This is a genomic window from Pseudomonas sp. LBUM1655, assembly GCF_059716085.1.
Genome location: NZ_CP166801.1, coordinates 5,904,631 through 5,927,997 on the forward strand (window position 1 = coordinate 5,904,631; position 23,367 = coordinate 5,927,997).

Sequence of the window (23,367 nt, forward strand, 5' to 3'; positions counted from 1 at the left end):
TCAGAAAGGCTCGTTGCCACGGCGACGGAACCAACCCGTCAGCGACAAGCGCTCGCGATTGGCCGGCAGCACTTCATGGGGGACTTCGCCGGAAAGAAACACCACGAGGCAGCCGCCGGTAGGCTGCACGTCGTGAACGCGATCATCACCCAGGTACATGCGCAACTGACCGCCATCCTCCGGCAACCACGCTTCGTTGAGGTAAACCACCACCGAAACCATGCGCCGGTCGTCGTCACGGAAGCGGTCGACGTGCTTGCGATAAAAAGCCCCCGGCGGATACAGCGCGAAATGGCATTCGAAGTCTTCAAGACCGAGGAACAAACCCCGATTGAGCGACTCGCGCAGACTGTCCATCAGGCTCAGGTATCGGTCGCTGGCCTCGGCCTGACCGGGATCGATCCACTGAATATGATCGCCGCGAATCCCCTCGCGAATCTCTGAAAACGGCCCACGGCCGACCGCCGCCGGCGCCAGTTCACCCTCGGCCTCACGTTTACGGCACTCGTCCGCCAGCTCGAGGGTCAAACCCGCGGGCAGGAAAATGTTCTGCTGCGACCAGCCGTGCTCGGCCAAGTCGTCGACGATACGTAACAGCAGCGGGTGTTCAGAGGATATTTGCATGGCGCGCATAGTATGTCGGCGGCAAGAAATCCGACAGAGCCACGCGGCGGCTTGATACGAATTCTCGACAAGTACCGGCACCGCACGGAGAATAGTGCGCTGCTGACAGGAGTCCCTATGCGCCGTTTGCTTTTTTCACTGTTGATGTTCTGCGTTTTGCCCGCCTGGGCGGACGGCTACGATCAGTTGTACAAGGTCGCCGGCTGGCCAGATCAACGTGCGCATTTCAATGACGCCTTGAGTGCCGCGCAGCAGCGCTATCAAAACAGCCTGCCACCCGCCGTCTTTCAAGCGCTGGTCAACAACAGCAATCAGCGCTTCGCCCCACAGGCCATGGATCAACGCGCCGAAGCCCAACTGCGGCAGAACCTCGCCGATCCCAAACCGGCCCTGTCCTTTTTCCAGTCGCCGCTGGGCAAGAAAATCGTCGCCGCCGAATTGCTCGCGACCCGCCGCGATCAACTGGCAAAGAATGCCAAAGGCCTGCCGAAGATGCCGGCCAGTGACAGCCGCTTGCTGATCATCGGCCATCTGGCTCAAGCCCTGCCCGCCCGTGAAGCCGGCGCAGAAGTGAGTCTGGCGATTGCCGGCGTGGCGGCGGACAGTTTGAGTTCGATGATTCCGGGACTGCTCGGTGGTGGACAAGCGCAAGGCATGTTGAACGGTCAGCGCCAACGCCTGATGGATCAGATCGGCGCGGACATGAACAACACGCTGCTCTACGTGTATCGCGACTTGTCGGATGAAGAGCTGGAAGAGTTTGCGACGTTTGCCGAGTCGACCGAGGGCAAGGCTTACTATCAAGCGGCGTTGGCGGCCATTCGGGCGGGGTTGGCGGTGGGGCAGAATACTTCGAACCTCAACCAATGATCTGCGCTGTCTGACCGCCGTCTTCGCGAGCAGGCTCGCTCCGACATTTGGGAACGCGTGCCCCTGTGGGAGCGAGCCTGCTCGCGAAGAGGCCCTGACAGACGCTAGAGGTTCCGGCCCCTGATCCGCTTGCTCAAGAACTCGAAATACTCCTCGCGCATATCCGCCGTCTCATTCGCCAGATGATGCCGCGCCTGGGGCAGCAGCAAGATCTGCGGCCGATCGAACTTCCACTTCAACACCTGCAGATTGTGCTGCCAGTCCACGGTCATGTCCGCCTGCCCCTGAATGATCAGCGGTCGCCGCGGGCTTTTCTTCGCGTATTCCACTCGGTTGATCCAACGTGACAAGGCGCCGACCCATGCGGTGGGCAGGCGCTTGGGCTGCAGCGGATCGGCCAGCAGAAACGGCAGGAAATCCGGATCATTGGAGTTCTCGCTGAAGCGCCGCGCAATGCCCCGCACGAACGGCCGCAGCAGGTAATAACTGAGTTGCGACCAGCCCCACGCTCGCGGCCGTACCAGCGGCGACAGCAGAATCAACTGACCCTGCGCCGGACTGTTCTCGCCATGATTGAGCACATGATCGACCACGATCGCCCCGCCGGTACTTTGCCCGCACAGGTGCCACGGCTGCGGCAGCGCAATCGAATGGGCCTCGGCGAACAAGGCTTGCAGAGCGTCCTGATATTCGGAGAAATCACGAATACTCGCCCGCTCGCCGCTGGACAGACCATGCCCCGGCAAATCACAGGCGATCACGGCAAAATCCTGATCCAGCGCCCACTCGATCACATGTCGATACAGCCCGGTGTGATCGTAGAAACCGTGCAACAGAAACAGCGTGCCCTTGACCTTCTCCGGCCACCAGCAATGGCTGACCAGTTCGTAACCGTCCACTGAAAACCGTCCCATGCCGCGCCAGACATCGCGCTCGGAAAAGTCGGTTTTGTAGAACTGCTGATAGGCCTTGGCCTCCTCCGACAACGGCTGCCACTCGGCCAAAGGCTTGAGGCTGGCGCGTAAATGATCGGGATCGAAAATGGCAGGCATGGGGCAATTCCAGAACGGTGAACAGACTTTATCGGCCTGCGATATTCATCTGTCGCGACAAGCATGGCAAGCTAGCCGGCCTCTGAGGACACAAATCCATGCGCTCGCCCTACCGCACCGCACTGTTTGCCAGCCTGCTCGCGCTCGTGTGTGCAGGGGTGCTGTGGGCGGCGTACGACTGGTTTCAGGGCCGCTATTTGCGGGCGTTCAGTGAACACACCGCGGTGTTCTCCGGCGACCCGCTGCGCCTGCCCGATGATCTCGCCGGCCCCGGCAATATCCGTCTGGTGCATTTCTGGGACCCGGCATGCCCCTGCAATGTCGGCAATCAACAGCACCTGACCGAAATGGTCGAGCAGTTCAGCGCCAAAGGCGTGGAGTTTTTTGCCGTGCAAAAGGTCGGTAGCCACGGCCAGTTGCCCACCACGTTAAGCACGCTGAAAACCATCACGGTATTGCCCGGCTCCGAGCAGATCCCCGCCAGCCCGGCGGTGGCGATCTGGGATCGCAACGGCAAACTGGCGTACTTCGGCCCCTACAGCGAAGGCCTGACCTGCAACTCCAGCAACAGTTTTATCGAACCGATCCTGAATGCGCTGACGGATGATCGCCCGGTCAACGCCACACACACCTTGGCGGTCGGCTGCTATTGCCCATGGCCGGTGGAGCCGCAGTAAGGCATTCCGGACTTTTCGAGGACAGCGATGCACGGCACAGAAGGTCTGTGCTAATTGTTTGCAGCCCGACGGGGCGGCAATCCCGCCTGCACAAGGAGTCACCATGAAGCGCGTGTTCACCGTTCTCGCCCTGCTCATCGTCGTCCTGCTCGCTGGCACGGGCTGGTACGTCTACAGCAAGCAACCGACGCGTCAGGGCCAGATTGAACTGCGCAACCTGCAAGGTTCGGTGACTGTGCGCTATGACGAGCGCGGCGTGCCGCACATCCGCGCAGAGAACGAAACCGACCTCTATCGCGCCCTCGGCTATGTGCATGCCCAGGATCGCCTGTTCCAGATGGAAGCCATGCGCCGACTTGCACGCGGCGAACTGGCCGAGGTGCTCGGGCCGAAACTGCTCGACACCGACAAACTGTTCCGCAGCCTGCGCATCCGTGAACGCGCGGCCAGTTACGTCGCCAGCCTCGATAAACAATCCCCGGCGTGGAAGGGCCTGCAAGCCTATCTGGATGGCATCAACCAATATCAGGACACCCACGCCGCGCCCGTCGAGTTCGACGTGCTGGGCATCCCCAAGCGGCCGTTCACCGCCGAAGACAGCATCAGTGTCGCCGGCTACATGGCTTACAGCTTTGCCGCTGCGTTTCGTACCGAACCGTTACTGACCTATGTGCGCGATCAACTTGGCGCCGATTACCTCAACGTCTTCGACCTCGACTGGCAGCCCAAAGGCGTTTTGGCCAAGGGCCGCAACCCCGTTCCAGCGCTCGCGGCCGGCGATTGGAAAGACCTCAACGCCCTCGCCCGCCTCAGTGAGCAGGCGCTGATCGACAACGGCCTGCCGCAATTTGAAGGCAGCAATGCCTGGGTGATTGCCGGCAACCGCAGCCAGAGCGGCAAACCCTTGCTGGCCGGCGATCCGCACATTCGCTTCTCGGTGCCGTCGGTGTGGTACGAAGCGCAGTTGTCCGCGCCGGGCTTTGAACTCTACGGGCATCATCAGGCGCTGGTACCGTTCGCGTTCCTTGGGCATAACCTGGATTTCGGTTGGAGCCTGACGATGTTCCAGAACGACGACCTGGATCTGATCGCCGAGAAGGTCAACCCGGACAACCCGAATCAGGTCTGGTATCGCGGCCAGTGGACCGACATGGTCAGGACCGAGCAGCAGATCAATGTGAAGGGCCAGGCGCCGGTGACGATCACCCTGCGTCAATCGCCTCACGGCCCGATCGTCAACGACGCCCTCGGCACGGCTGCCGGCAAAACACCGATCGCCATGTGGTGGGCGTTCCTCGAAACACCGAACCCGATCCTCGAAGGCTTCTACCAGCTCAACCGCGCCGATACCCTGGCCAAGGCCCGCGCCGCTGCGGCCAAAGTGCAGGCGCCGGGGCTCAATCTTGTCTACGCCAACGCCAAGGGCGATATCGCCTGGTGGGCTTCGGCATTGCTGCCCAAGCGGCCGACCGGGGTGAAGCCGGGTTTCATTCTCGACGGCAGCACGAATCAGGCGGACAAGGACGGCTTCTACCCGTTCAGCGCCAACCCGCAGGAAGAGAACCCGGCGCGCGGCTATATCGTCTCGGCCAACTTTCAACCCGTTTCGCCCACCGGCATGGAAATTCCGGGTTACTACAACCTCGCCGACCGTGGCCAGCAGCTCAACCGCCAGCTCAGCGACAAGACGGTGAAGTGGAACAACGAAGCCAACCAGAAGCTGCAACTGGGCACCACCACCGGTTACGGCCCGCGTCTGCTGGCGCCGCTGTTGCCAGTGCTGCGTGAAGTGGTGAGCGATCCGGCGCAACTGAAGCTGGTCGAGCAACTGGCGCAGTGGCAAGGCGACTATCCGCTGGAGTCGGTCAGTGCGACGGTGTTCAACCAGTTCCTCTACGACCTCGCCGATGCGGCAATGCGCGACGAGTTGGGCAATGACTTTTTCGAGACGCTGCTGTCGACGCGAGTGATTGATTCGGCACTGCCGCGACTGGCGGCAAACGCCGATTCAGCGTGGTGGGATAACCGCACCACGCCAGACAAAGAGACCCGTGCCGACACCGTGCGCGCGGCTTGGCAGGCGAGCATGAAGCACCTGAAACTGACCCTCGGAGAGGATGCCTCCACCTGGAAGTGGGGCACGGCGCACACGCTGACCCATGGTCATCCGCTGGGGCAGCAGAAGCCGCTGGATCGCATTTTCAACGTCGGCCCGTTTGCTGCACCGGGCAGTCATGAAGTGCCGAACAACCTCTCGGCGAAGATTGGCCCGGCGCCATGGCCGGTGACCTATGGGCCTTCGACGCGGCGCCTGGTGGACTTCGCCGACCCGGCGCACAGCCTGACGATCAACCCGGTGGGCCAGAGTGGCGTACCGTTCAACAGTCACTATGACGATCAGGCAGAGGCGTATGTCGACGGGATTTATGTACAGGCGCATTTCAGTGAGGAAGAGGTGATGGCGAATACGCGCAGTACCTTGAAGCTGCTGCCAGCGCGGGCTGCGCAATAGATTTGTGCTGAATGAACTGACCCCATCGCGAGCAGGCTCGCTCCTACATTTGGAATGCATTTCCCTGTGGGAGCGAGCCTGCTCGCGATGGGGCCCTTCAGATCAATTAAGGCCTCAAACCATCACCGCAAAATTCATTCGAAACTGCTGCGGCGTCACACCCAACCTTCGATTGAACACACCGCGCATATGCTGCGCATCGCGAAATCCGCACTGATACGCCACAGTCTTCAGCGGCGCCGTGGTGCTTTCGAGCATCACCCGCGCCGCATCCACTCGCGCTCGCTCAACGAACTCCGCCGGCGTGACCTTCGCCTCCCGCGCAAACACACGCGAGAAGTTACGCGCACTCATGTTCGCCGCATTCGCCAGATCGGCAATGGTCAGATCCCCGGTGAGATTGGCCAGCACGTACAACTGCACCATCGCCACCGCCGACGTCGGCTCCGCGTGGGGCGTCAGGAACGGGCTGAACTGCGACTGCCCGCCCGAACGCTGGGTGAACACCACCAGCCGCTTGGCCACGCTCAGCGCCACCTCCGCGCCGTGATCGCGGGCCAGCAGGTACAGCGACAGATCAATCCCCGCCGTCACCCCGGCCGAGGTGTAGAGCGCGCCGTCCTCGACATACAAGCGATCCGCCTCCACCTGCGTCGATGGGCACAACTGCGCCAGGGCGTCGGCATCGTTCCAGTGCGTAGTGACCGTGCGCCCCTCGAGCAATCCCGCCCGCGCCAACATGAACGCGCCGTTGCAGATCGACCCGAAACGCCGTGCCCGCGCACAGGCTTCACGCAGCCAGGCATCGAAGGTCTTGCCGAAATCCATGAACGGCAAGGTCGGCCCGCCAGCCACCAACAACAAGTCATAGGCCTCAAGCGCTTCGCTGAAATGTCGATGAGCATTCAGGGTCAGGCCGTTGGAGCATGCCATCGGCCCGTGTTCGACACCGATCACATCGAGGCGATAGTGATCCTCTGGTGCAAGAAAACGGTTGGCCTCGGCAAACACATCCATGGGCCCGCTGACGTCCAGCGATTGCACACCCGGGAACACCACAATGGCGACGGTTTTGTTCATCTCTCTCGCAAACTCCTCTGAACCTGTGGCGAGGGGATTTATCCCCGATCGGCTGCGCAGCAGTCGTAAATCCTGTAATCGCGTTTTAACTGATAAGCCTAATCAGCAGGTTCTGGGGCTGCTGCGCAACCCATCGGGGATAAATCCCCTCACCACAATGAGTATCGCGATATCTCTCCCACTGGTGAGTTGGCACGATTTGCAGGTCGATTGGCAAGGATCGCAGCCATGGGTCGATTGTTCGTTTTGCAGCGCGGGAACAGACTTTCCTCATCGGCGCCACACCGGCGTTTTTCAAGAGGAAACTCTCATGAGCACCACCATTGCCGGCATCAAAATCCCTGACAGCGCCCTGGCCCGCGCGACCACCGAGTACATCCGCGACATCGAATCCGACCTGCTCTATCACCACTCGCGCCGGGTGTTTCTGTTCGGTGCATTGAGCGGTGAGCGTCAGCAACTGGCCTACGATCCGGAGCTGTTGTACGTCGGCGCGATGTTTCATGACCTTGGTCTGGTCGAAGGTCACCGCAGCGATGACGAACGTTTCGAGGTCGACGGCGCCAACGCCGCAGCGGCGTTTCTCAAGCCTTACGGGTTGAGCGATGACGACATCGAACAGGTCTGGCTGTCGATTGCCCTGCACACCACGCCGGGCGTGCCCAAGCATTTGCGCCCGACCGTGGCGCTGGTGACGGCAGGCGTGGAAATGGATGTGCTGGGCATGGACTACGCGGCGTTCAGCAGCGTGCAGCGTGAAGCGGTGGTGCATGCGCATCCACGGGGGGAAGGTTTCAAGAAGTGCATCATCTGCGCCTTTGCCGATGGGCTGCGCCATCGTCCGCAGACCACGTTCGGCAATGTGAAGACTGATGTGTTGAAGGATCAGGAACCGGGGTTCAAGCCGATGAACTTTGTCGAGGTCATCCGTAAATCCCCTTGGATTTCCTGAACGCCAAAGAACCTGTGGGAGCGGGCTTGCCCGCGATGACGTCAGCACAGTCAACTTCAATGTTGAATGTCAGACAGCTATCGCGGGCAAGCCCGCTCCCACAGGGATTTGGGTTGATCACCGACTTGTGAACAACCCCATTGGCTTACGCCGCTTCCGGCGCAGGCGCGCGGCGCGCGTCCGGTTGTTTCCACGAATCGGCAGCGCTTTCTTCGATGGCTTGCTGGATGGCTTTCTTGCGGGCTTCTTCGGCGCGGCGGCTGAAGAACCAGACCAGGAACGTCACGATCGATACCGCCAGCAGAATCAGGCTGGCCACGGCGTTGATCTCAGGCTTCACGCCCAGACGCACCGCCGAGAACACTTCCATCGGCAAGGTCGTCGAACCCGGGCCGGAGACGAAGCTCGCCAGTACCAGGTCGTCCAGCGACAGTGCGAACGACATCATACCGCCCGCCGCCAGCGACGGCGCGATCATCGGGATGGTGATCAGGAAGAACACCTTCCACGGCCGCGCGCCCAAGTCCATCGCCGCTTCTTCGATCGACAGGTCCAGCTCACGCAGACGCGCCGACACCACCACCGCCACATACGCCGCACAGAACGTCGTGTGGGCGATCCAGATGGTGACGATGCCACGTTCCTGCGGCCAGCCGATCATCTGCGCCATGGCCACGAACAGCAGCAACAGCGACAGACCAGTGATCACTTCCGGCATCACCAACGGTGCAGTGACCAGACCACCGAACAGCGTGCGGCCCTTGAAGTGGGTGATACGGGTCAGCACGAACGCGGCCAGCGTGCCCAGCGCCACCGCGGCAACCGCGGTGTAGCAGGCGATTTCCAGCGAGCGCAGCACCGAGCCCATCAGTTGGCTGTTGTCGAGCAGGCCGACGTACCACTTGATCGACCAGCCGCCCCACACCGTCACCAGTTTCGAGGCGTTGAACGAGTAGATCACCAGGATCAGCATCGGCAGGTAGATGAACACCAAACCAACGACCAGCATCAGGCTGGAGAAACGGATGCGCTTCATTCTTTACCCTCCATTTCCTTGGCCTGACTGCGGTTGAACAGAATGATCGGCACAATCAGGATCGCCAGCATCACCACCGCCAGGGCAGACGCCACCGGCCAGTCACGGTTATTGAAGAACTCTTGCCAGAGCACTTTACCGATCATCAGGGTTTCCGGGCCGCCGAGCAGTTCCGGGATCACGAACTCGCCTACTACAGGGATGAACACCAGCATGCAACCGGCAATGATCCCGTTCTTGGACAGCGGAATGGTGATTTTCCAGAAGCTGTTGAAGGTGCTCGAACCGAGGTCGGAAGCCGCTTCCAACAGACTGTTGTCGTGCTTCACCAGGTTGGCGTACAGCGGCAGGATCATGAACGGCAGGTACGAATAGACCACGCCGATGTAGACCGCGAGGTTGGTATTGAGGATCTGCAGCGGCTCGTCGATCAGGCCGATGCTCATCAGGAAACCATTGAGCAGACCGTTGTTGCTGAGGATGCCCATCCACGCGTAAACGCGGATCAGGATCGCCGTCCAGGTCGGCATCATGATCAGCAGCACCAGCACCGTTTGCAGCTCTTTACGGGCGCTGGCGATGGCGTAGGCCATCGGGTAGCCGATCAGCAGGCAGAGGACGGTGCTGATCAGCGCCATCTTCAGCGAGCCAAGGTAGGCGGCGATGTACAGCTCGTCGTCGCCGAGCATCGCGTAGTTGCCCAGGTTCAGCAGCAGTTGCAGCTTCTGCTCGGCAAACGTGTAGATCTCGGTATACGGCGGAATGGCCACGTCGGCTTCGGCGAAGCTGATCTTCAGGACGATGAAGAACGGCAACATGAAGAACAGGAACAGCCAGATGAACGGAACCCCGATGACCAATTGGCGGCCATTGGGAATTATTCGGTTGAGCCGTCGTTTGAACTTGCGCATGTTCATGAGCGAAGTACCACGCCGCTGTCGTCTTCCCACCACACGTAAACCTGATCACCCCAGGTTGGACGGGCGCCACGGCGCTCGGCGTTGGCGACAAACGACTGCACCAGTTTGCCGCTCGGCAATTCGACGTAGAACACCGAATGCCCGCCGAGGTAGGCGATGTCGTGCACCTTGCCGCTCGACCAGTTGTATTCGCAGGTCGGTTGATCGGCAGTGACCAGCAGCTTCTCCGGACGGATCGCGTAGGTCACGGATTTGTCCTGCACCGAAGTGCTGATGCCGTGGCCGACGTAGATCTGCCGGTCGAGATCCTTGCAGGTGATGGTCGCGTGGCCCTCGGCGTCGTCGATCACTTCGCCTTCGAAGATGTTGACGTTGCCGATGAATTCGCAGACCAGGCGGCTGGTCGGGGTTTCGTAGATGTCGATCGGGCTGCCGATCTGGGCGATCCAGCCCAAATGCATGATCGCGATGCGCTCGGCCATGGTCATGGCCTCTTCCTGGTCGTGGGTCACCATCACGCAGGTCACGCCGACGCGCTCGATGATTTCCACCAGTTCCAGCTGCATCTGCGAACGCAGTTTCTTGTCCAGTGCGCCCATCGGTTCGTCGAGCAGCAGCAGTTTCGGCCGCTTGGCCAGCGAACGGGCCAGCGCCACACGCTGACGCTGACCGCCAGACAATTGATGCGGCTTGCGCTTGGCGTACTGGCTCATCTGCACCAGTTTGAGCATCTCGGCCACACGGGCTTCGACTTCAGCCTTGGGAATCTTGTCCTGCTGCAGGCCGAAGGCGATGTTCTGCGCCACGGTCATGTGCGGGAACAAAGCGTAGGACTGGAACATCATGTTGATCGGACGTTCGTACGGCGGCATGTCGGTGATGTCGACGCCGTCGAGGAAAATGCGCCCCTCCGTGGGCCGTTCGAACCCTGCCAGCATCCGCAGCAGAGTGGATTTGCCCGATCCCGAACCGCCGAGCAGGGCGAAAATTTCGCCCTTTTTGATTTCCAGGGACACATCGTCCACGGCAATCGTCTCGTCGAACTTCTTCGTGACCCGGTCGATTTTGACCAGCACCTGTTTAGGTGTCTGGTCGCCCTCGAGGGCTTTCTTGTAGGCGCCGGAGGCAACTGCCATTTACGAAACTCCCAGAAAAAAAGAGTGCAGTTCGCCCAATGCGGACGAACCCAGGATAGTTGTGCCTTATTTGCCCGACTTGACCTTGGTCCAGCTACGGGTCATCAAACGCTGAATATTGGGTGGCAACTCGGTCGACACGTAGGTCTTGTCGAGGACTGCTTGCGGTGGATAAACCGCTTCGTCGGTGCGAATGGACTGCTCCATCAGCTTGTCCGAACCCGGGTTGGGGTTGGCATAACCGACATAATCACTGACCTGGGCGATCACCTCAGGTTTCAGCAAATAATTGATGAAGGCGTGGGCTTCTTTGACGTTGGACGAGTCCTTGGGAATCGCCAGCATGTCGAACCACAGCGCGCCGCCTTCTTTAGGGATCGAGTAGGCGATGTTCACGCCCTTCTTGGCTTCCTCAGCGCGATTCTTGGCCTGGAAGATGTCACCGGAGAAACCGATGGCTACGCAGATGTCGCCGTTGGCCAGGTCGCCGATGTATTTGGACGAATGGAAGTAGGTCACGTAAGGGCGCACCGCGAGCAGTTTGGCGGTGGCTTTTTCGTAGTCTTTGGTGTTGGTGCTGTTGGCGTTCAGGCCCATGTAGTTGAGCACGGTCGGCATCATTTCATCGGCCGAATCGAGGAACGCTACGCCGCAGCTGTGCAGCTTCTTGATGTTTTCCGGTTCGAAAAGCACGGCCCAGGAATCGATCTTGTCGACGCCCAGCACGGCTTTGACTTTATCGACGTTGTAACCGATGCCGTTGGTGCCCCACAGATAAGGCACAGCGTACAGGTTGCCCGGATCGTTCTGCTCCAGACGCTTGAGCAGCACAGGGTCGAGGTTGGAATAGTTCGGCAGCTGCGTCTTGTCGAGCTTCTGGAACGCGCCCGCCTTGATCTGTTTGCCAAGGAAATGGTTCGACGGCACGACCACGTCGTAACCGGTACGCCCGGCCAGCAGCTTGCCTTCCAGGGTCTCGTTGGAGTCGAACACGTCGTAGACCGGCTTGATCCCGGACGCTTTTTCGAAGTCGGCCAGAGTGGTCTCGCCGATGTAATCGGACCAGTTATAAATATGCACCGTACCGGCGGCTTGGGCACCGACAGCAATCGTCAGGCCGGCAGTGGCCAGCAGGGCTTTGCGCAAAGAAGAAAAAATAGGCAAGTGGAGGTCCTCTAAATTAGTTGGGCCCAAGTTGCCCCGCGCTGCATGACAGCCATGGCTGCCCGGCAACAAAACCGGCGCGCAACTTACCCTCGAAAAACCGTTCCAGCAAAACTTTCTGTCATTTAATTATCCCGCTGGCCGCCGTCGCGGGGACGACGGCCAGCGGTTGCTGCTTCAAACCGGCTTATTTACCGGATTTGATTTTGGTCCAGCTGCGAGTGATCAGTCGCAGGGTGGCGGCATCCAGATCGCTGATCGCGTAGAGCTGTTTCTTCACTTCAGCCGACGGATAGATGCTCGGATCGCTGGTGATGTCTTTGTCCACCAGCGGCGTGGCCGCCTTGTTGCCGTTCGGGAAGCGTACGGCGTTGGTGATCCCGGCCATCACTTCTGGCTCAAGCAGGTAGTTCATGAATTTGTAAGCGGCTTCGACGTTTTCGGCATCCTTGGGAATGGCGACCATGTCGTAGAAAGTACCGGCGCCTTCTTTCGGAATGGTGTAGGCCAACTTGACCTTGTCACCGGCTTCCTTGGCGCGGGTCTTGGATTGCTCCAGGTCACCCGAATAACCGACCGCCACACAGATGTTGCCGTTGGCAAGATCGGAGATGTATTTGGAGGAGTGGAAGTAGGCAACCGAAGGACGCACCTTGAGGAACAGGTCTTCGGCGGCTTTCAGGTCAGCCTTGTCCTTGCTGTTGGTCGGTTTGCCCAGATAGTGCAGAGCCGCCGGAATCATTTCGGTCGGGGCGTCGAGGAAGCTTACGCCGCAGCTTTTGAGTTTCTCGATGTTTTCAGGCTTGAACACGATGTCCCAGGAATCGATCTTGTCGATGCCCAACGCAGCCTTGACCTTCGCCGGGTTGTAGCCGATCCCGATGGAGCCCCACATGTACGGGAACGCGTGCTTGTTGCCCTGGTCGCTGGCATCGCCAACGGCCTTGAGCAGGTCTTCGTCGAGGTTCTTCCAGTTCGGCAGCTTGGACTTGTCCAGCTCCTGGTAAACACCGGCCTTGATCTGCTTGGCGAGGAAGTTGTTGGAAGGCACCACAATGTCGTAACCGGATTTACCGGCCAGCAGCTTGGCTTCCAGGGTTTCGTTGCTGTCGAATACGTCGTAGACGACTTTGATCCCGGTGGCCTTCTCGAAGTTGGCGACCGTGTCCGGCGCGATGTAGTCGGACCAGTTATAGACGTGCAATACCTTGTCGTCCGCCTGAACCGCACCCGCCATCATGCCCGCCATGGACAGCGCGAGAAGTGTCTTGCCAGCAAGCTTTTTACCTAATGCCTTCATGCGTCATGCTCCAAATTTTTCTTTTTTGAACCACTTTGTTCAGCGGCCGAACCCGGACAACTGGAACCGCGGCTAGTCTGGCAACATCCGAGGCGGTCTTTCAAGAAAAGACCAGCCTTTCTGACAGCTTCGAGCGAGTGCGCCGCAGCTCCCCCGCTCGAAGCCTAGCACCTAGCCCTGCAATGCACTGAGGGTCAGGTCCAGACACTTGCGTGCCTTTGTAACCAACTCATCGATCTCCGCTTTGCTGATCACCAGCGGCGGCGCAATGATCATGGTGTCGCCCACGGCACGCATGATCAGCCCGTTATCGAAGCAGAACTGCCGGCAGATCATGCCGACGCCCTTGCCTTCGTAACGCTTGCGAGTGGCTTTGTCCTGCACCAGCTCGATCGCCCCCAGCAGACCGACTCCGCGAACTTCACCCACCATCGGGTGATCGTTCAGTTCCCGCAGACGTTTCTGCAAATACGGTGCCGTTTCGTTGTGGACGTTCTCGATAATTTTTTCGTCGCGCAGAATGCGGATGTTTTCCAGACCCACCGCCGCCGCCACCGGGTGACCGGAGTAGGTGAAGCCGTGGTTGAAGTCGCCGCCTTCGTTGAGCACGGCCACCACCGAGTCACGGACGATCAGGCCACCCATTGGGATATAGCCGGAGGTCAGACCTTTGGCGATGGTCATCATGTCGGGTTTGAGGTCGTAGAAATCGCTACCGAACCACTCACCGGTACGGCCGAAGCCGCAAATCACTTCGTCGGCGACGAAGAGGATGTCGTACTTGGCGAGGATTTCCTTGATACGCGGCCAGTAGCTGTCTGGCGGAATGATCACGCCACCGGCACCCTGGATCGGCTCGGCAATAAAGGCACCGACGTTGTCGACGCCGACTTCGAGAATTTTCTCTTCCAGTTGATTGGCCGCCCAGACACCGAACTCTTCCGGCGACATGTCGCCGCCTTCGGCGAACCAGTACGGCTGAGCGATGTGGACGATGCCCGGTATCGGCAAGTCGCCCTGTTCGTGCATATAAGTCATGCCACCCAGGCTCGCGCCAGCCACGGTGGAACCGTGATAACCGTTCTTGCGGCTGATGATGACTTTCTTGTTCGGCTGGCCCTTGATCGCCCAGTAATGGCGAACCATACGCAGCATGGTGTCGTTGCCTTCGGAGCCGGAACCGGTGAAGAACACATGGTTCATGCCTTCTGGCGCGACGTTGGCGATGGCCTTGGCCAGTTCCAGTGCCGGCGGGTGCGCGGTCTGGAAGAACAGGTTGTAGTAAGGCAGTTCGCGCATTTGTTTGGCGGCGGCGTCGGCCAGTTCATCGCGACCATAACCGATGGCCACGCACCACAGACCGGCCATGCCGTCGAGGATCTTGTTGCCTTCGCTGTCCCACAGGTAAACGCCCTTGGCGTTGGTAATGATCCGTGGGCCCTTCTCTTTCAATTGCTTGAAGTCGCTGAACGGGGCCAGGTGGTGGTCGCTGCTCAGCGCTTGCCACTCACGGGTTTGCGGGTTGTTGCTGGTCATGCCAATTCTCCTTGTTATCGGTGAAGACGCGGCGCCTGAGCACCGCGCCCGGCGTATCAGACGGCGAAGAGCAGGTACTCACGCTCCCACGAACTGATCACGCGCTTGAAGTTTTCATGTTCGGCCCGCTTGACCGCGACGTAGCCCGTGATGAAAGTTTTGCCCAGGTATTTCTCGATGGTTGCGCTGTTTTCCATACGCTCCAGCGCGTCCTCGATGGTCAGCGGCAGGCGCAGGTTGCGGCGCTCATAGCCACGACCGACCACCGGCGCACTCGGGTTGAGGCCTTCAACCATGCCGATGTAACCGCAGAGCAGGCTCGCGGCAATCGCCAGATACGGGTTGGCGTCGGCGCCCGGCAGGCGGTTTTCCACACGGCGGTTCTGCGGGCCGGCATCCGGTACGCGCAGGCCCACGGTGCGGTTCTCTTCGCCCCACTCCACGTTCACCGGCGCCGAGGTGTCCGGCAGGAAGCGGCGGAACGAGTTGACGTTCGGCGCGAACAGCGGCAACAGCTCGGGGATCAGTTTCTGCAAGCCACCGATGTGGTGCAGGAACAACTGGCTCATGGTCCCGTCTTCATTGGAGAAGACGTTCTTGCCGGTTTCGATGTCGATGATGCTCTGGTGCAAGTGCATGGCACTGCCCGGCTCGCCCGTCATCGGCTTGGCCATGAAGGTCGCGGCCACGTCGTGCTTGAGCGCGGCTTCACGCATGGTGCGTTTGAACACCAGAATCTGATCGGCCAGCGACAGCGCGTCGCCGTGACGGAAGTTGATTTCCATCTGCGCCGTGCCGTCTTCGTGGATCAGCGTGTCGAGGTCCAGCTCCTGCAATTCGCACCAGTCGTAGACGTCTTCGAACAGCGGATCGAATTCGTTCGCTGCTTCAATAGAGAACGACTGACGTCCGATTTCCGGACGCCCGGAACGGCCGATCGGCGGCTGCAACGGATAGTCCGGGTCGTCACTGCGCTTGGTCAGGTAGAACTCCATTTCCGGCGCCACGATTGGCTGCCAGCCTTTGTCGGCGTAGAGCTTCAACACTTTCTTGAGGACGTTGCGCGGCGACAGCTCGATCGGGTTGCCTTGCTTGTCGTAGGTGTCGTGGATCACCTGGGCAGTCGGCTCTATGGCCCATGGCACCAGGTACACGGCGTTCTGGTCAGGGCGGCAGATCATGTCGATGTCGGCCGGGTCGAGCAGTTCGTAATAGATGTCGTCTTCGACATAGTCGCCGGTCACGGTCTGCAGCAGCACGCTCTCAGGCAGGCGCATGCCTTTCTCGGCGATGAACTTGTTGGTCGGCGAGATCTTGCCCCGGGTGATACCGGTCAAGTCGGCGATCATGCATTCGACTTCTGTGATCTTGTGGTCTTTCAACCAATCGGTGAGCTGGTCGAGGTTGTTACTCATAAATGCCTCTGGGCTGAGTCTCCTGACAGGGTGTCAGGCAAAGTTTGACGCCTGGGCGTCGCGTTAAAGGGGGCTTGCTTGCGCGCAGTACCGGCTTACGCCCGGCACCGCGCATAGACAATGAAAGAGGAGCTTACCTGCCCTTTACGCTGGCGTTGCATTTCCTGTGCAAACTCATGGCGTGCAGAATCATGAGCACGCTTTGCGGAGCGGCACGGGCTTTGGGAGAGAAAGAGATCTATATTGAAAGGAGACGCCATAAAGCGGATGCCTTGTCGTGCGTCCAGAATATCGGACGCTGCCGTTTTGGCTGCGGCTGACGACAACTTCGTCGCCAGGCTGCGAGCCTCAAAGGCTGCACTCTGTACGGACGATTCGCCACTGATGGGATAAGCATGCAGACCGGACTGTTGCGAGCAGTCGGTGACGCCGATTATCGGCAGGCGAGACATGAAGCACCCCGGTATTATTGCTGTTATGGGTTTGATCGGAGCTTAGCCTTGTTCATTTTTTTACACAACACCCCCGTAAAAAATACAACACGGCCTGCTCAAGCCCGCGGGTGCCAAGTCTCCCAAGGACAAAAAAATGCCCAAAACTGCCCCATAAATGCCCTCACAGCGCTTTTTTAGGGCAAAAAAGGCCTTGCTTGACTTCGGCAGGCCGTTCGGGTTGACTGAAACCAGAAAAGATCAATGATTGATATTTTTAACAACAAAGGTGTTGCATCATGTCGGTACCCCCGCGTGCCGTTCAGCTCAACGAAGCGAACGCGTTCCTTAAGGAACATCCTGAGGTTCTGTACGTTGACCTTCTGATTGCGGATATGAATGGTGTGGTGCGCGGCAAGCGCATTGAACGCACCAGCCTCCACAAGGTTTACGAGAAAGGCATCAACCTGCCGGCCTCTCTATTTGCTCTGGATATCAATGGCTCTACGGTGGAAAGCACCGGCCTGGGCCTGGACATCGGCGACGCCGATCGTATCTGCTATCCAATCCCCGATACCCTGTGCAACGAGCCATGGCAGAAGCGCCCTACCGCGCAACTGTTGATGACCATGCACGAACTCGAAGGCGACCCGTTCTTTGCGGATCCGCGCGAAGTACTCCGTCAAGTTGTTGCAAAGTTTGACGAGCTCGGCTTGACCATCTGCGCCGCTTTCGAACTCGAGTTCTACCTGATCGACCAGGAAAACGTGAACGGGCGCCCACAGCCGCCACGCTCGCCGATCTCCGGCAAACGCCCGCACTCGACTCAGGTCTACCTGATCGACGACCTCGACGAATACGTCGACTGCCTCCAGGACATTCTGGAAGGTGCAAAAGAGCAAGGCATCCCGGCCGACGCCATCGTCAAGGAAAGTGCCCCGGCGCAGTTCGAAGTGAACCTGCACCACGTCGCCGACCCGATCAAGGCGTGCGACTACGCGGTACTGCTCAAGCGTCTGATAAAGAACATCGCCTACGACCATGAAATGGACACCACCTTCATGGCCAAGCCTTACCCGGGCCAGGCAGGTAATGGTTTGCACGTGCATATTTCGATTCTGGACAAAGAAGGCAAGAACATCTTTGCCAGCGAGGATCCCGAGCAGAACGCCGCATTGCGTCACGCAATCGGCGGTGTGCTGGAGACCCTGCCCGCTCAAATGGCGTTCCTGTGCCCGAACGTCAACTCGTACCGCCGTTTCGGTGCACAGTTCTACGTGCCGAACTCGCCGTGCTGGGGCCTGGACAACCGCACCGTGGCGATTCGCGTACCGACCGGCTCGTCCGATGCCGTGCGTATCGAGCATCGTGTAGCCGGCGCCGACGCCAACCCGTACCTGCTGATGGCTTCGGTACTGGCGGGCGTGCACCACGGCCTGACCAACAAGATCGAGCCGGGCGCGCCTGTCGAAGGCAACAGCTACGAGCAGAACGAGCAAAGCCTGCCGAACAACTTGCGCGATGCCCTGCGTGAGCTGGACGACAGCGAGGTGATGGCCAAGTACATCGATCCGAAATACATCGATATCTTCGTCGCCTGTAAAGAGAGCGAGCTGGAGGAGTTCGAACACTCCATCTCCGACCTCGAGTACAACTGGTACCTGCATACCGTTTAAGCGGATTGCAGCTTCAGAAAAAACGCCGTTGGCTGATTCAGCCCATGGCGTTTTTTTATGGCCTCTGTGGCGAGGGGATTTATCCCCGATCAGCTGCACAGCAGCCGTAAACCCTGAGAACCAGTTATTCCTGATACACCAAGCTGAATGGCTTTGGGGCCGCTTCGCAGCCCATCGGGGATAAATCCCCTCGCCACAGGTCGGCAGACAACACCGAACCCGCCTCGTACAATGCCCGCTGCCCCGCAGGAGACTTCCATGACGCGACCCGCCCCCCTTCGCAAACCCCGCGCCCGCAGTCAGGCACGGATCGATTCGATACTCGACGCCGCGCGTATTTTGCTGGCAACCGAGGGCGTGGCCAGTCTGTCGATCTACAGCGTGGCCGAGCGCGCACAGATTCCGCCCTCCTCGGTTTATCACTTCTTCGCCAGCGTCCCGGCGCTGCTCGAAGCACTGACGGCGGATGTGCACGCGGCATTCCGCGCCTGCCTGCAAGCGCCGATCGATCATGAGGCCCTGCGCGACTGGCGCGACCTGTCACGACTGGTTGAACAGCGGATGTTGGAGATCTACGACGAAGACGCTGCCGCCCGGCAGTTGATCCTCGCCCAGCACGGGCTCACTGAAGTCACCCAGGCTGACCGTCAGCACGACATCGAGTTGGGCGACCTGATGCACAAGCTGTTCGACCATCACTTCGAACTGCCGAGGCTGCCGAATGATGTCGATGTGTTTGCTCTCGCCATGGAGCTGGGCGACCGCGTCTATGCGCGCTCGGTGCAGCAGCACGGGCAGATCACGCCGCGCATGGCTGAAGAAGGGATGCGGGTGTTTGATGCTTATATCGGGCTGTATCTGCCGACGTATCTGCCCAAAAGATCTCTGTAGGTTACTGAGGCAATCGTTCCCACGCGGAGCGTGGGAACGATCAGGGCTCATACCCTCCGGGGTTGTTTTTATCCACAGCCTTACAACTTGGCGATGGAAACCTCAGTGGATTTCACAAAGGCAATCACTTCGCTGCCGACCACCAGTTCCAGCTCCTTGACCGAGCGAGTGGTGATCACCGAAGTGACGATGCCGGAAGCGGTCTGCACGTCGATTTCCGACAGCACGTCACCGAGAACGATTTCCTTGATCGAGCCTTTGAACTGGTTGCGGACGTTGATGGCTTTGATAGTCATGGCAATGATTCCTGTCGTTTGCTTGAGTTATTGAGCCCAACGCAGTTGCGTAGGCAGTGGTGAAACAGGTTCCGGCGCCGGCGGTTCGCCGGGCAGGGAGAGAACGCGGTTGAGCACTTCGGTTTCCAGCGCGGCCAACCGGTGCGAACCTCGCACCCTCGGCCGCGGCAGTTCCACAGGCAGATCGAGACCGACTTCGCCGTCCTCGATCAGAATCACGCGGTCGGCAATCGCCACCGCTTCGCTGACATCGTGGGTCACCAGCAACACGGTGAAACCATGCTGCTGCCAGAGGCGTTCGATCAGTTGCTGCATCTCGATCCGGGTCAGCGCATCCAGCGCGCCGAGCGGTTCGTCGAGCAACAGCAGACGCGGTTGATGGATCAGCGCTCGCGCCAGAGCGACACGTTGTTTCTGGCCACCGGACAAGGCTGCCGGCCATTCGTTGGCGCGATCCGCCAGCCCCACTGCTTCCAGCGCGTCCAGTGCTTGCGGGCGCCAGTTGCCCCTGAGGCCGAGACCAACGTTGTCGATGATCTTTTTCCACGGCAGCAGCCGTGCTTCCTGGAACATCAGGCGGGTGTCTTCCCGCGCATCGCTGAGCGGCGCCGAACCTGCGAGCAAGTCGCCACCAGTCGGCTGATCAAGCCCGGCGAGCAGGCGCAGCAAGGTACTTTTGCCGCAACCACTGCGCCCGACCACAGCGACGAACTGCCCCGCCGGAATGTGCAGATCGATGTCACGCAAAACCTGGCGCGTACCGAAGGTCTTTTGCAGATTGCGCACCGCCAGCGGAATCCCGCGCAGCAGGCGCGGAGGTTGTTGAGCGGTCATGCCGCACCTCCCTTGGCAACCTGATAGGCCGGATGCCAACGCAGCCACACACGCTCGAGTCCTCGTGCTGCGAGGTCGGCGAGTTTGCCGAGCACCGCGTAAAGCAGGATCGCCAGCACCACCACGTCGGTCTGCAAGAACTCCCGGGCGTTCATCGCCAGATAGCCGATGCCGGAGCTGGCCGAGATGGTTTCAGCGACGATCAGCGTCAGCCACATGAAGCCCAACGCGAAGCGCACGCCGACCAGAATCGAAGGCAGCGCGCCCGGCAGAATCACCTGCCAGAACAGGCTGAAACCGGAGAGGCCATAACTGCGCGCCATCTCCACCAGCGCCGGGTCAACGTTGCGGATGCCGTGATAGGTGTTGAGGTAGATCGGGAACAACGTGCCCAACGCCACCAGAAAAATCTTCGCCGACTCGTCGATGCCGAACCACAGGATTACCAGCGGAATCAGCGCCAGATGCGGCACATTGCGGATCATCTGCACCGAGCTGTCGAGCAAGCGTTCGCCCCACTTCGATAGGCCGGTGATAAAACCCAGTGCCAGACCGATGCCGCCACCAATGACAAAACCCAGTGCTGCGCGCCAGCCGCTGATTGCCAGGTGCGTCCAGATCTCGCCGCTGCGCACCAGACTGACGCCAGCCTCGATCACCGCCACCGGTGCCGGCAGGATCCGTGTCGACAACCATCCCGCCGACACCGACAACTGCCACACCGCCAGCAGCAACACCGGCAACGCCCACGGCGCGAGGCTGTGGATAATTTTCTTCATGGCGCGCCTCAGCTCTGCGACGCGGCTTTGGGAAGAATGTCGTTGGCGACCATCTCGCCGAACGGACTGACGTAACCGGTGCTTTTCGGCAGTTCCGGGCGCTCAATGTCGAGGTGTGGGAACAACAGTTCGGCGACGCGATACGACTCTTCGAGGTGTGGATAACCGGAGAAGATGAAGGTGTCGATGCCCAGATCGGCGTATTCCTTCACGCGAGCGGCCACAGTCGGGCCATCGCCGACCAGCGCCGTACCGGCACCGCCGCGCACCAGACCGACACCGGCCCACAGGTTCGGGCTGACTTCCAGGTTGTCGCGACTGCCGCCATGCAAGGCCGCCATGCGTTGCTGGCCGACCGAATCGAAACGCGCCAGCGAGGCTTGAGCACGAGCGATGGTTTCGTCGTCCAGGTGCGAGATCAGCCGATCCGCCGCTTGCCACGCCTCGGCATTGGTTTCGCGGACGATCACATGCAGTCGGATGCCGAAGCGCACGGTGCGGCCGAGCTTGGCGGCTTTGGCGCGCACCTGCTCGATCTTCTCGGCCACTGCGGCTGGCGGTTCGCCCCAGGTCAGAACCATTTCAACTTGCTCGGCAGCCAAGTCCTGCGCCGCCTCCGACGAACCGCCGAAGTACAGCGGCGGACGCGGTTGCTGGATCGGCGGATAGAGCAATTTGGCGCCTTTCACGCTGATGTGCTGACCGTCGTAATCCACGGTTTCGCCTTCCAGCACACGACGCCAGATGCGGGTGAATTCCACCGAGGCCTGATAGCGTTCTTCGTGGCTGAGGAATAAACCATCACCGGCCAGTTCTTCCGGATCGCCACCGGTCACCAGATTGAACAACGCACGACCACCGGACAGGCGATCCAGGGTTGCAGCCTGACGCGCCGCGACTGTCGGGGAAATGATCCCGGGGCGCAGCGCGACAAGGAATTTCAAACGCTGGGTCACCGGGATCAGCGACGCGGCCACCAGCCACGAGTCTTCGCAGGAGCGGCCAGTGGGAATCAGCACACCGCCAAAGCCCAGACGATCCGCCGCTTGCGCGACCTGTTGCAGATAGCCATGGTCGACGGCGCGCGCACCTTCGGCGGTGCCAAGGTAATGGCCGTCGCCGTGGGTAGGCAGGAACCAAAAGATATTGAGGCTCATGGAGTGGTCTCCTTGGGGATTCGAATTACGGGGCTTGGGTGACTGAGCTTTGGGCCACAGCGGCCGGTGGTGTCCAGATCACATCCTTGATGCTCAACGGCTTGGGAATCAGCTTGAGCTGGAAGAAGGTGTCAGCGATTTTCTGTTGCGCGGCGACCACTTCCGGGGTCAGGAACAGCGCGCCGTAGCCTTGGCGTTTCACCGAGGTCAGGGTGATATCCGCCGGCAGACCGAGCAGAGGCGCAACCTGCTGGGTCACGTCTTCAGGATTGGCTTTGGACCACTCGCCAACGGCGCGCACTTCTTCAACGAGGGCTTTGATCACCTCGGGATTTTTCTGCGCGTAAGGTTTGGTCGCCAGATAGAACTGGTGGTTGTCGACGATGCCTTTGCCGTCACGCAGGGTGTGCGCTTGCAGCTGTTTCTCGGCGGCCGCCTGGTACGGATCCCAGATGACCCAGGCGTCGACGCTGCCCCGTTCGAACGCGGCGCGGGCATCGGCCGGCGGCAGGAATACGGTTTGAATGTCGGTGTATTTGAGGCCGGCGTCTTCCAGCGCACGCACCAGCAGGTAGTGGACGTTGGAGCCTTTGTTCAGCACGACTTTCTTGCCCTTCAGATCCGCGACGGATTTGATCGGCGAGTCTTTCGGCACAAGGATCGCTTCGCTGTTCGGCGCTGGCGGCTCGTAGGCGACGTAGAGCAAATCGGCGCCGGCAGCCTGGGCGAATACGGGTGGGGTTTCGCCCGTCACGCCGAAGTCGATCGAGCCGACGTTCAGGCCTTCGAGCAGTTGTGGGCCACCGGGAAATTCAGTCCATTGCACGTCCACGCCTTGGGCGGCCAGACGTTTTTCCAACGTCCCTTTGGCCTTGAGCAGCACCAGCGTGCCGTACTTTTGATAACCGATCCGCAAAGTCTCGGCTTGAGCTTGAGCTTGAGTGATGGCGCCGAAAGACACAGCCGCAGCAAACAGAGCGACCAGACCACGACGCAAAAATACAGTGCGCATAGCGCTCTCCTTTTTTG

At 60.0% G+C, this 23,367-nt stretch carries 22 protein-coding genes; 6 read left to right on the forward strand and 16 right to left on the reverse strand.

Annotated elements, in window-relative coordinates:
- On the reverse strand, nucleotides 1-633 hold the full coding sequence (locus ACA074_RS26605) for a 2OG-Fe(II) oxygenase (RefSeq protein ID WP_497678071.1): 633 nt from the start codon (nucleotides 631-633) through the stop codon (nucleotides 1-3).
- A 108-nt stretch (nucleotides 634-741) separates the two neighbouring features.
- On the opposite strand from ACA074_RS26605, the gene ACA074_RS26610 reads away from it, so the two are divergent.
- A complete protein-coding gene (locus ACA074_RS26610) occupies nucleotides 742-1,494 on the forward strand; it encodes a DUF2059 domain-containing protein (RefSeq protein WP_401271600.1) in 753 nt (250 codons plus the stop codon).
- A gap of 104 nt (nucleotides 1,495-1,598) precedes the next feature.
- Here ACA074_RS26610 and bipL read toward each other — a convergent pair whose 3' ends face one another.
- Nucleotides 1,599-2,546, reverse strand: coding sequence for a phospholipase BipL (gene bipL, locus ACA074_RS26615; protein ID WP_401271603.1), 948 nt, complete (start codon nucleotides 2,544-2,546; stop codon nucleotides 1,599-1,601).
- Nucleotides 2,547-2,644: 98 nt separating this feature from the next.
- On the opposite strand from bipL, the gene ACA074_RS26620 reads away from it, so the two are divergent.
- Together ACA074_RS26620 and ACA074_RS26625 are read left to right on the forward strand one after the other, a co-directional pair.
- Nucleotides 2,645-3,223, forward strand: coding sequence for a DUF6436 domain-containing protein (locus ACA074_RS26620; protein ID WP_497658283.1), 579 nt, complete (start codon nucleotides 2,645-2,647; stop codon nucleotides 3,221-3,223).
- 103 nt (nucleotides 3,224-3,326) lie between these two features.
- The gene (locus ACA074_RS26625; RefSeq protein ID WP_497678072.1) at nucleotides 3,327-5,735 is read left to right on the forward strand and encodes a penicillin acylase family protein; all 2,409 of its coding nucleotides are present in this window, start codon (nucleotides 3,327-3,329) and stop codon (nucleotides 5,733-5,735) included.
- 114 nt (nucleotides 5,736-5,849) lie between these two features.
- Here the strand turns inward: ACA074_RS26625 and ACA074_RS26630 are convergent, their stop codons facing one another.
- On the reverse strand, nucleotides 5,850-6,815 hold the full coding sequence (locus ACA074_RS26630) for a GlxA family transcriptional regulator (RefSeq protein ID WP_497678073.1): 966 nt from the start codon (nucleotides 6,813-6,815) through the stop codon (nucleotides 5,850-5,852).
- A 310-nt stretch (nucleotides 6,816-7,125) separates the two neighbouring features.
- On the opposite strand from ACA074_RS26630, the gene ACA074_RS26635 reads away from it, so the two are divergent.
- Nucleotides 7,126-7,767, forward strand: coding sequence for an HD domain-containing protein (locus ACA074_RS26635; RefSeq protein WP_497678074.1), 642 nt, complete (start codon nucleotides 7,126-7,128; stop codon nucleotides 7,765-7,767).
- Between the two features lie 145 nt (nucleotides 7,768-7,912).
- On the opposite strand, the gene ACA074_RS26640 is transcribed toward ACA074_RS26635, so the two are convergent.
- The 8 genes from ACA074_RS26640 to ACA074_RS26675 all read right to left on the reverse strand — a co-directional run bounded on the left by ACA074_RS26640 (nucleotide 7,913) and on the right by ACA074_RS26675 (nucleotide 16,726).
- Nucleotides 7,913-8,803, reverse strand: a complete 891-nt coding sequence (locus ACA074_RS26640) for an ABC transporter permease subunit (protein WP_187681046.1) — start codon at nucleotides 8,801-8,803, stop codon at nucleotides 7,913-7,915.
- Complete coding sequence (locus ACA074_RS26645; RefSeq protein WP_401271625.1) at nucleotides 8,800-9,681, reverse strand: ABC transporter permease subunit; 882 nt, start codon at nucleotides 9,679-9,681, stop codon at nucleotides 8,800-8,802. The genes ACA074_RS26640 and ACA074_RS26645 overlap by 4 nt, the downstream gene beginning before the upstream one ends.
- Before the next feature lie 35 nt (nucleotides 9,682-9,716).
- Nucleotides 9,717-10,859: an ABC transporter ATP-binding protein gene (locus ACA074_RS26650; protein ID WP_100846904.1), complete on the reverse strand. Its 1,143-nt coding sequence runs from the start codon at nucleotides 10,857-10,859 to the stop codon at nucleotides 9,717-9,719.
- Nucleotides 10,860-10,925: 66 nt separating this feature from the next.
- Nucleotides 10,926-12,023, reverse strand: a complete 1,098-nt coding sequence (locus tag ACA074_RS26655; protein WP_187681048.1) for a polyamine ABC transporter substrate-binding protein — start codon at nucleotides 12,021-12,023, stop codon at nucleotides 10,926-10,928.
- Between the two features lie 187 nt (nucleotides 12,024-12,210).
- Nucleotides 12,211-13,323 carry a polyamine ABC transporter substrate-binding protein gene (locus ACA074_RS26660; protein WP_497678075.1) on the reverse strand — a complete coding sequence of 371 codons (1,113 nt, stop codon included), beginning with the start codon at nucleotides 13,321-13,323 and terminating at the stop codon, nucleotides 12,211-12,213.
- Nucleotides 13,324-13,494: 171 nt separating this feature from the next.
- Nucleotides 13,495-14,859 carry an aspartate aminotransferase family protein gene (locus ACA074_RS26665; protein WP_497678076.1) on the reverse strand — a complete coding sequence of 455 codons (1,365 nt, stop codon included), beginning with the start codon at nucleotides 14,857-14,859 and terminating at the stop codon, nucleotides 13,495-13,497.
- A gap of 56 nt (nucleotides 14,860-14,915) precedes the next feature.
- Nucleotides 14,916-16,274 carry a glutamine synthetase family protein gene (locus tag ACA074_RS26670; RefSeq protein ID WP_034151968.1) on the reverse strand — a complete coding sequence of 453 codons (1,359 nt, stop codon included), beginning with the start codon at nucleotides 16,272-16,274 and terminating at the stop codon, nucleotides 14,916-14,918.
- Nucleotides 16,275-16,369: 95 nt separating this feature from the next.
- On the reverse strand, nucleotides 16,370-16,726 hold the full coding sequence (locus tag ACA074_RS26675) for a gamma-glutamyl-gamma-aminobutyrate hydrolase family protein (protein WP_489880611.1): 357 nt from the start codon (nucleotides 16,724-16,726) through the stop codon (nucleotides 16,370-16,372).
- A gap of 278 nt (nucleotides 16,727-17,004) precedes the next feature.
- Here ACA074_RS26675 and ACA074_RS26680 point away from each other — a divergent pair, with 278 nt between their 5' ends.
- Nucleotides 17,005-18,381 carry a glutamine synthetase family protein gene (locus tag ACA074_RS26680; RefSeq protein WP_007913842.1) on the forward strand — a complete coding sequence of 459 codons (1,377 nt, stop codon included), beginning with the start codon at nucleotides 17,005-17,007 and terminating at the stop codon, nucleotides 18,379-18,381.
- Nucleotides 18,382-18,639: 258 nt separating this feature from the next.
- Entirely contained in the window at nucleotides 18,640-19,272 is a 633-nt protein-coding gene (locus ACA074_RS26685; RefSeq protein WP_489880610.1) for a TetR/AcrR family transcriptional regulator, read from the forward strand.
- Nucleotides 19,273-19,352: 80 nt separating this feature from the next.
- On the opposite strand, the gene ACA074_RS26690 is transcribed toward ACA074_RS26685, so the two are convergent.
- Genes ACA074_RS26690 through ACA074_RS26710 form a run of 5 tightly spaced genes read right to left on the reverse strand, consistent with a single transcriptional unit; the run spans nucleotide 19,353 to nucleotide 23,350 of the window.
- On the reverse strand, nucleotides 19,353-19,568 hold the full coding sequence (locus ACA074_RS26690) for a TOBE domain-containing protein (RefSeq protein WP_003229256.1): 216 nt from the start codon (nucleotides 19,566-19,568) through the stop codon (nucleotides 19,353-19,355).
- Between the two features lie 27 nt (nucleotides 19,569-19,595).
- On the reverse strand, nucleotides 19,596-20,402 hold the full coding sequence (gene ssuB / locus ACA074_RS26695; RefSeq protein WP_497678077.1) for an aliphatic sulfonates ABC transporter ATP-binding protein: 807 nt from the start codon (nucleotides 20,400-20,402) through the stop codon (nucleotides 19,596-19,598).
- Entirely contained in the window at nucleotides 20,399-21,181 is a 783-nt protein-coding gene (gene ssuC / locus ACA074_RS26700) for an aliphatic sulfonate ABC transporter permease SsuC (RefSeq protein ID WP_187681054.1), read from the reverse strand. Before ssuC ends, ssuB begins: the two co-directional genes overlap by 4 nt.
- Nucleotides 21,182-21,189: 8 nt before the next feature.
- Nucleotides 21,190-22,338 (reverse strand): FMNH2-dependent alkanesulfonate monooxygenase, encoded by a 1,149-nt coding sequence (gene ssuD, locus ACA074_RS26705; protein WP_187681055.1) that lies wholly within the window; start codon nucleotides 22,336-22,338, stop codon nucleotides 21,190-21,192.
- Nucleotides 22,339-22,363: 25 nt separating this feature from the next.
- The gene (locus ACA074_RS26710) at nucleotides 22,364-23,350 is read right to left on the reverse strand and encodes a sulfonate ABC transporter substrate-binding protein (RefSeq protein WP_497678078.1); all 987 of its coding nucleotides are present in this window, start codon (nucleotides 23,348-23,350) and stop codon (nucleotides 22,364-22,366) included.
- Nucleotides 23,351-23,367 lie beyond the last annotated feature (17 nt).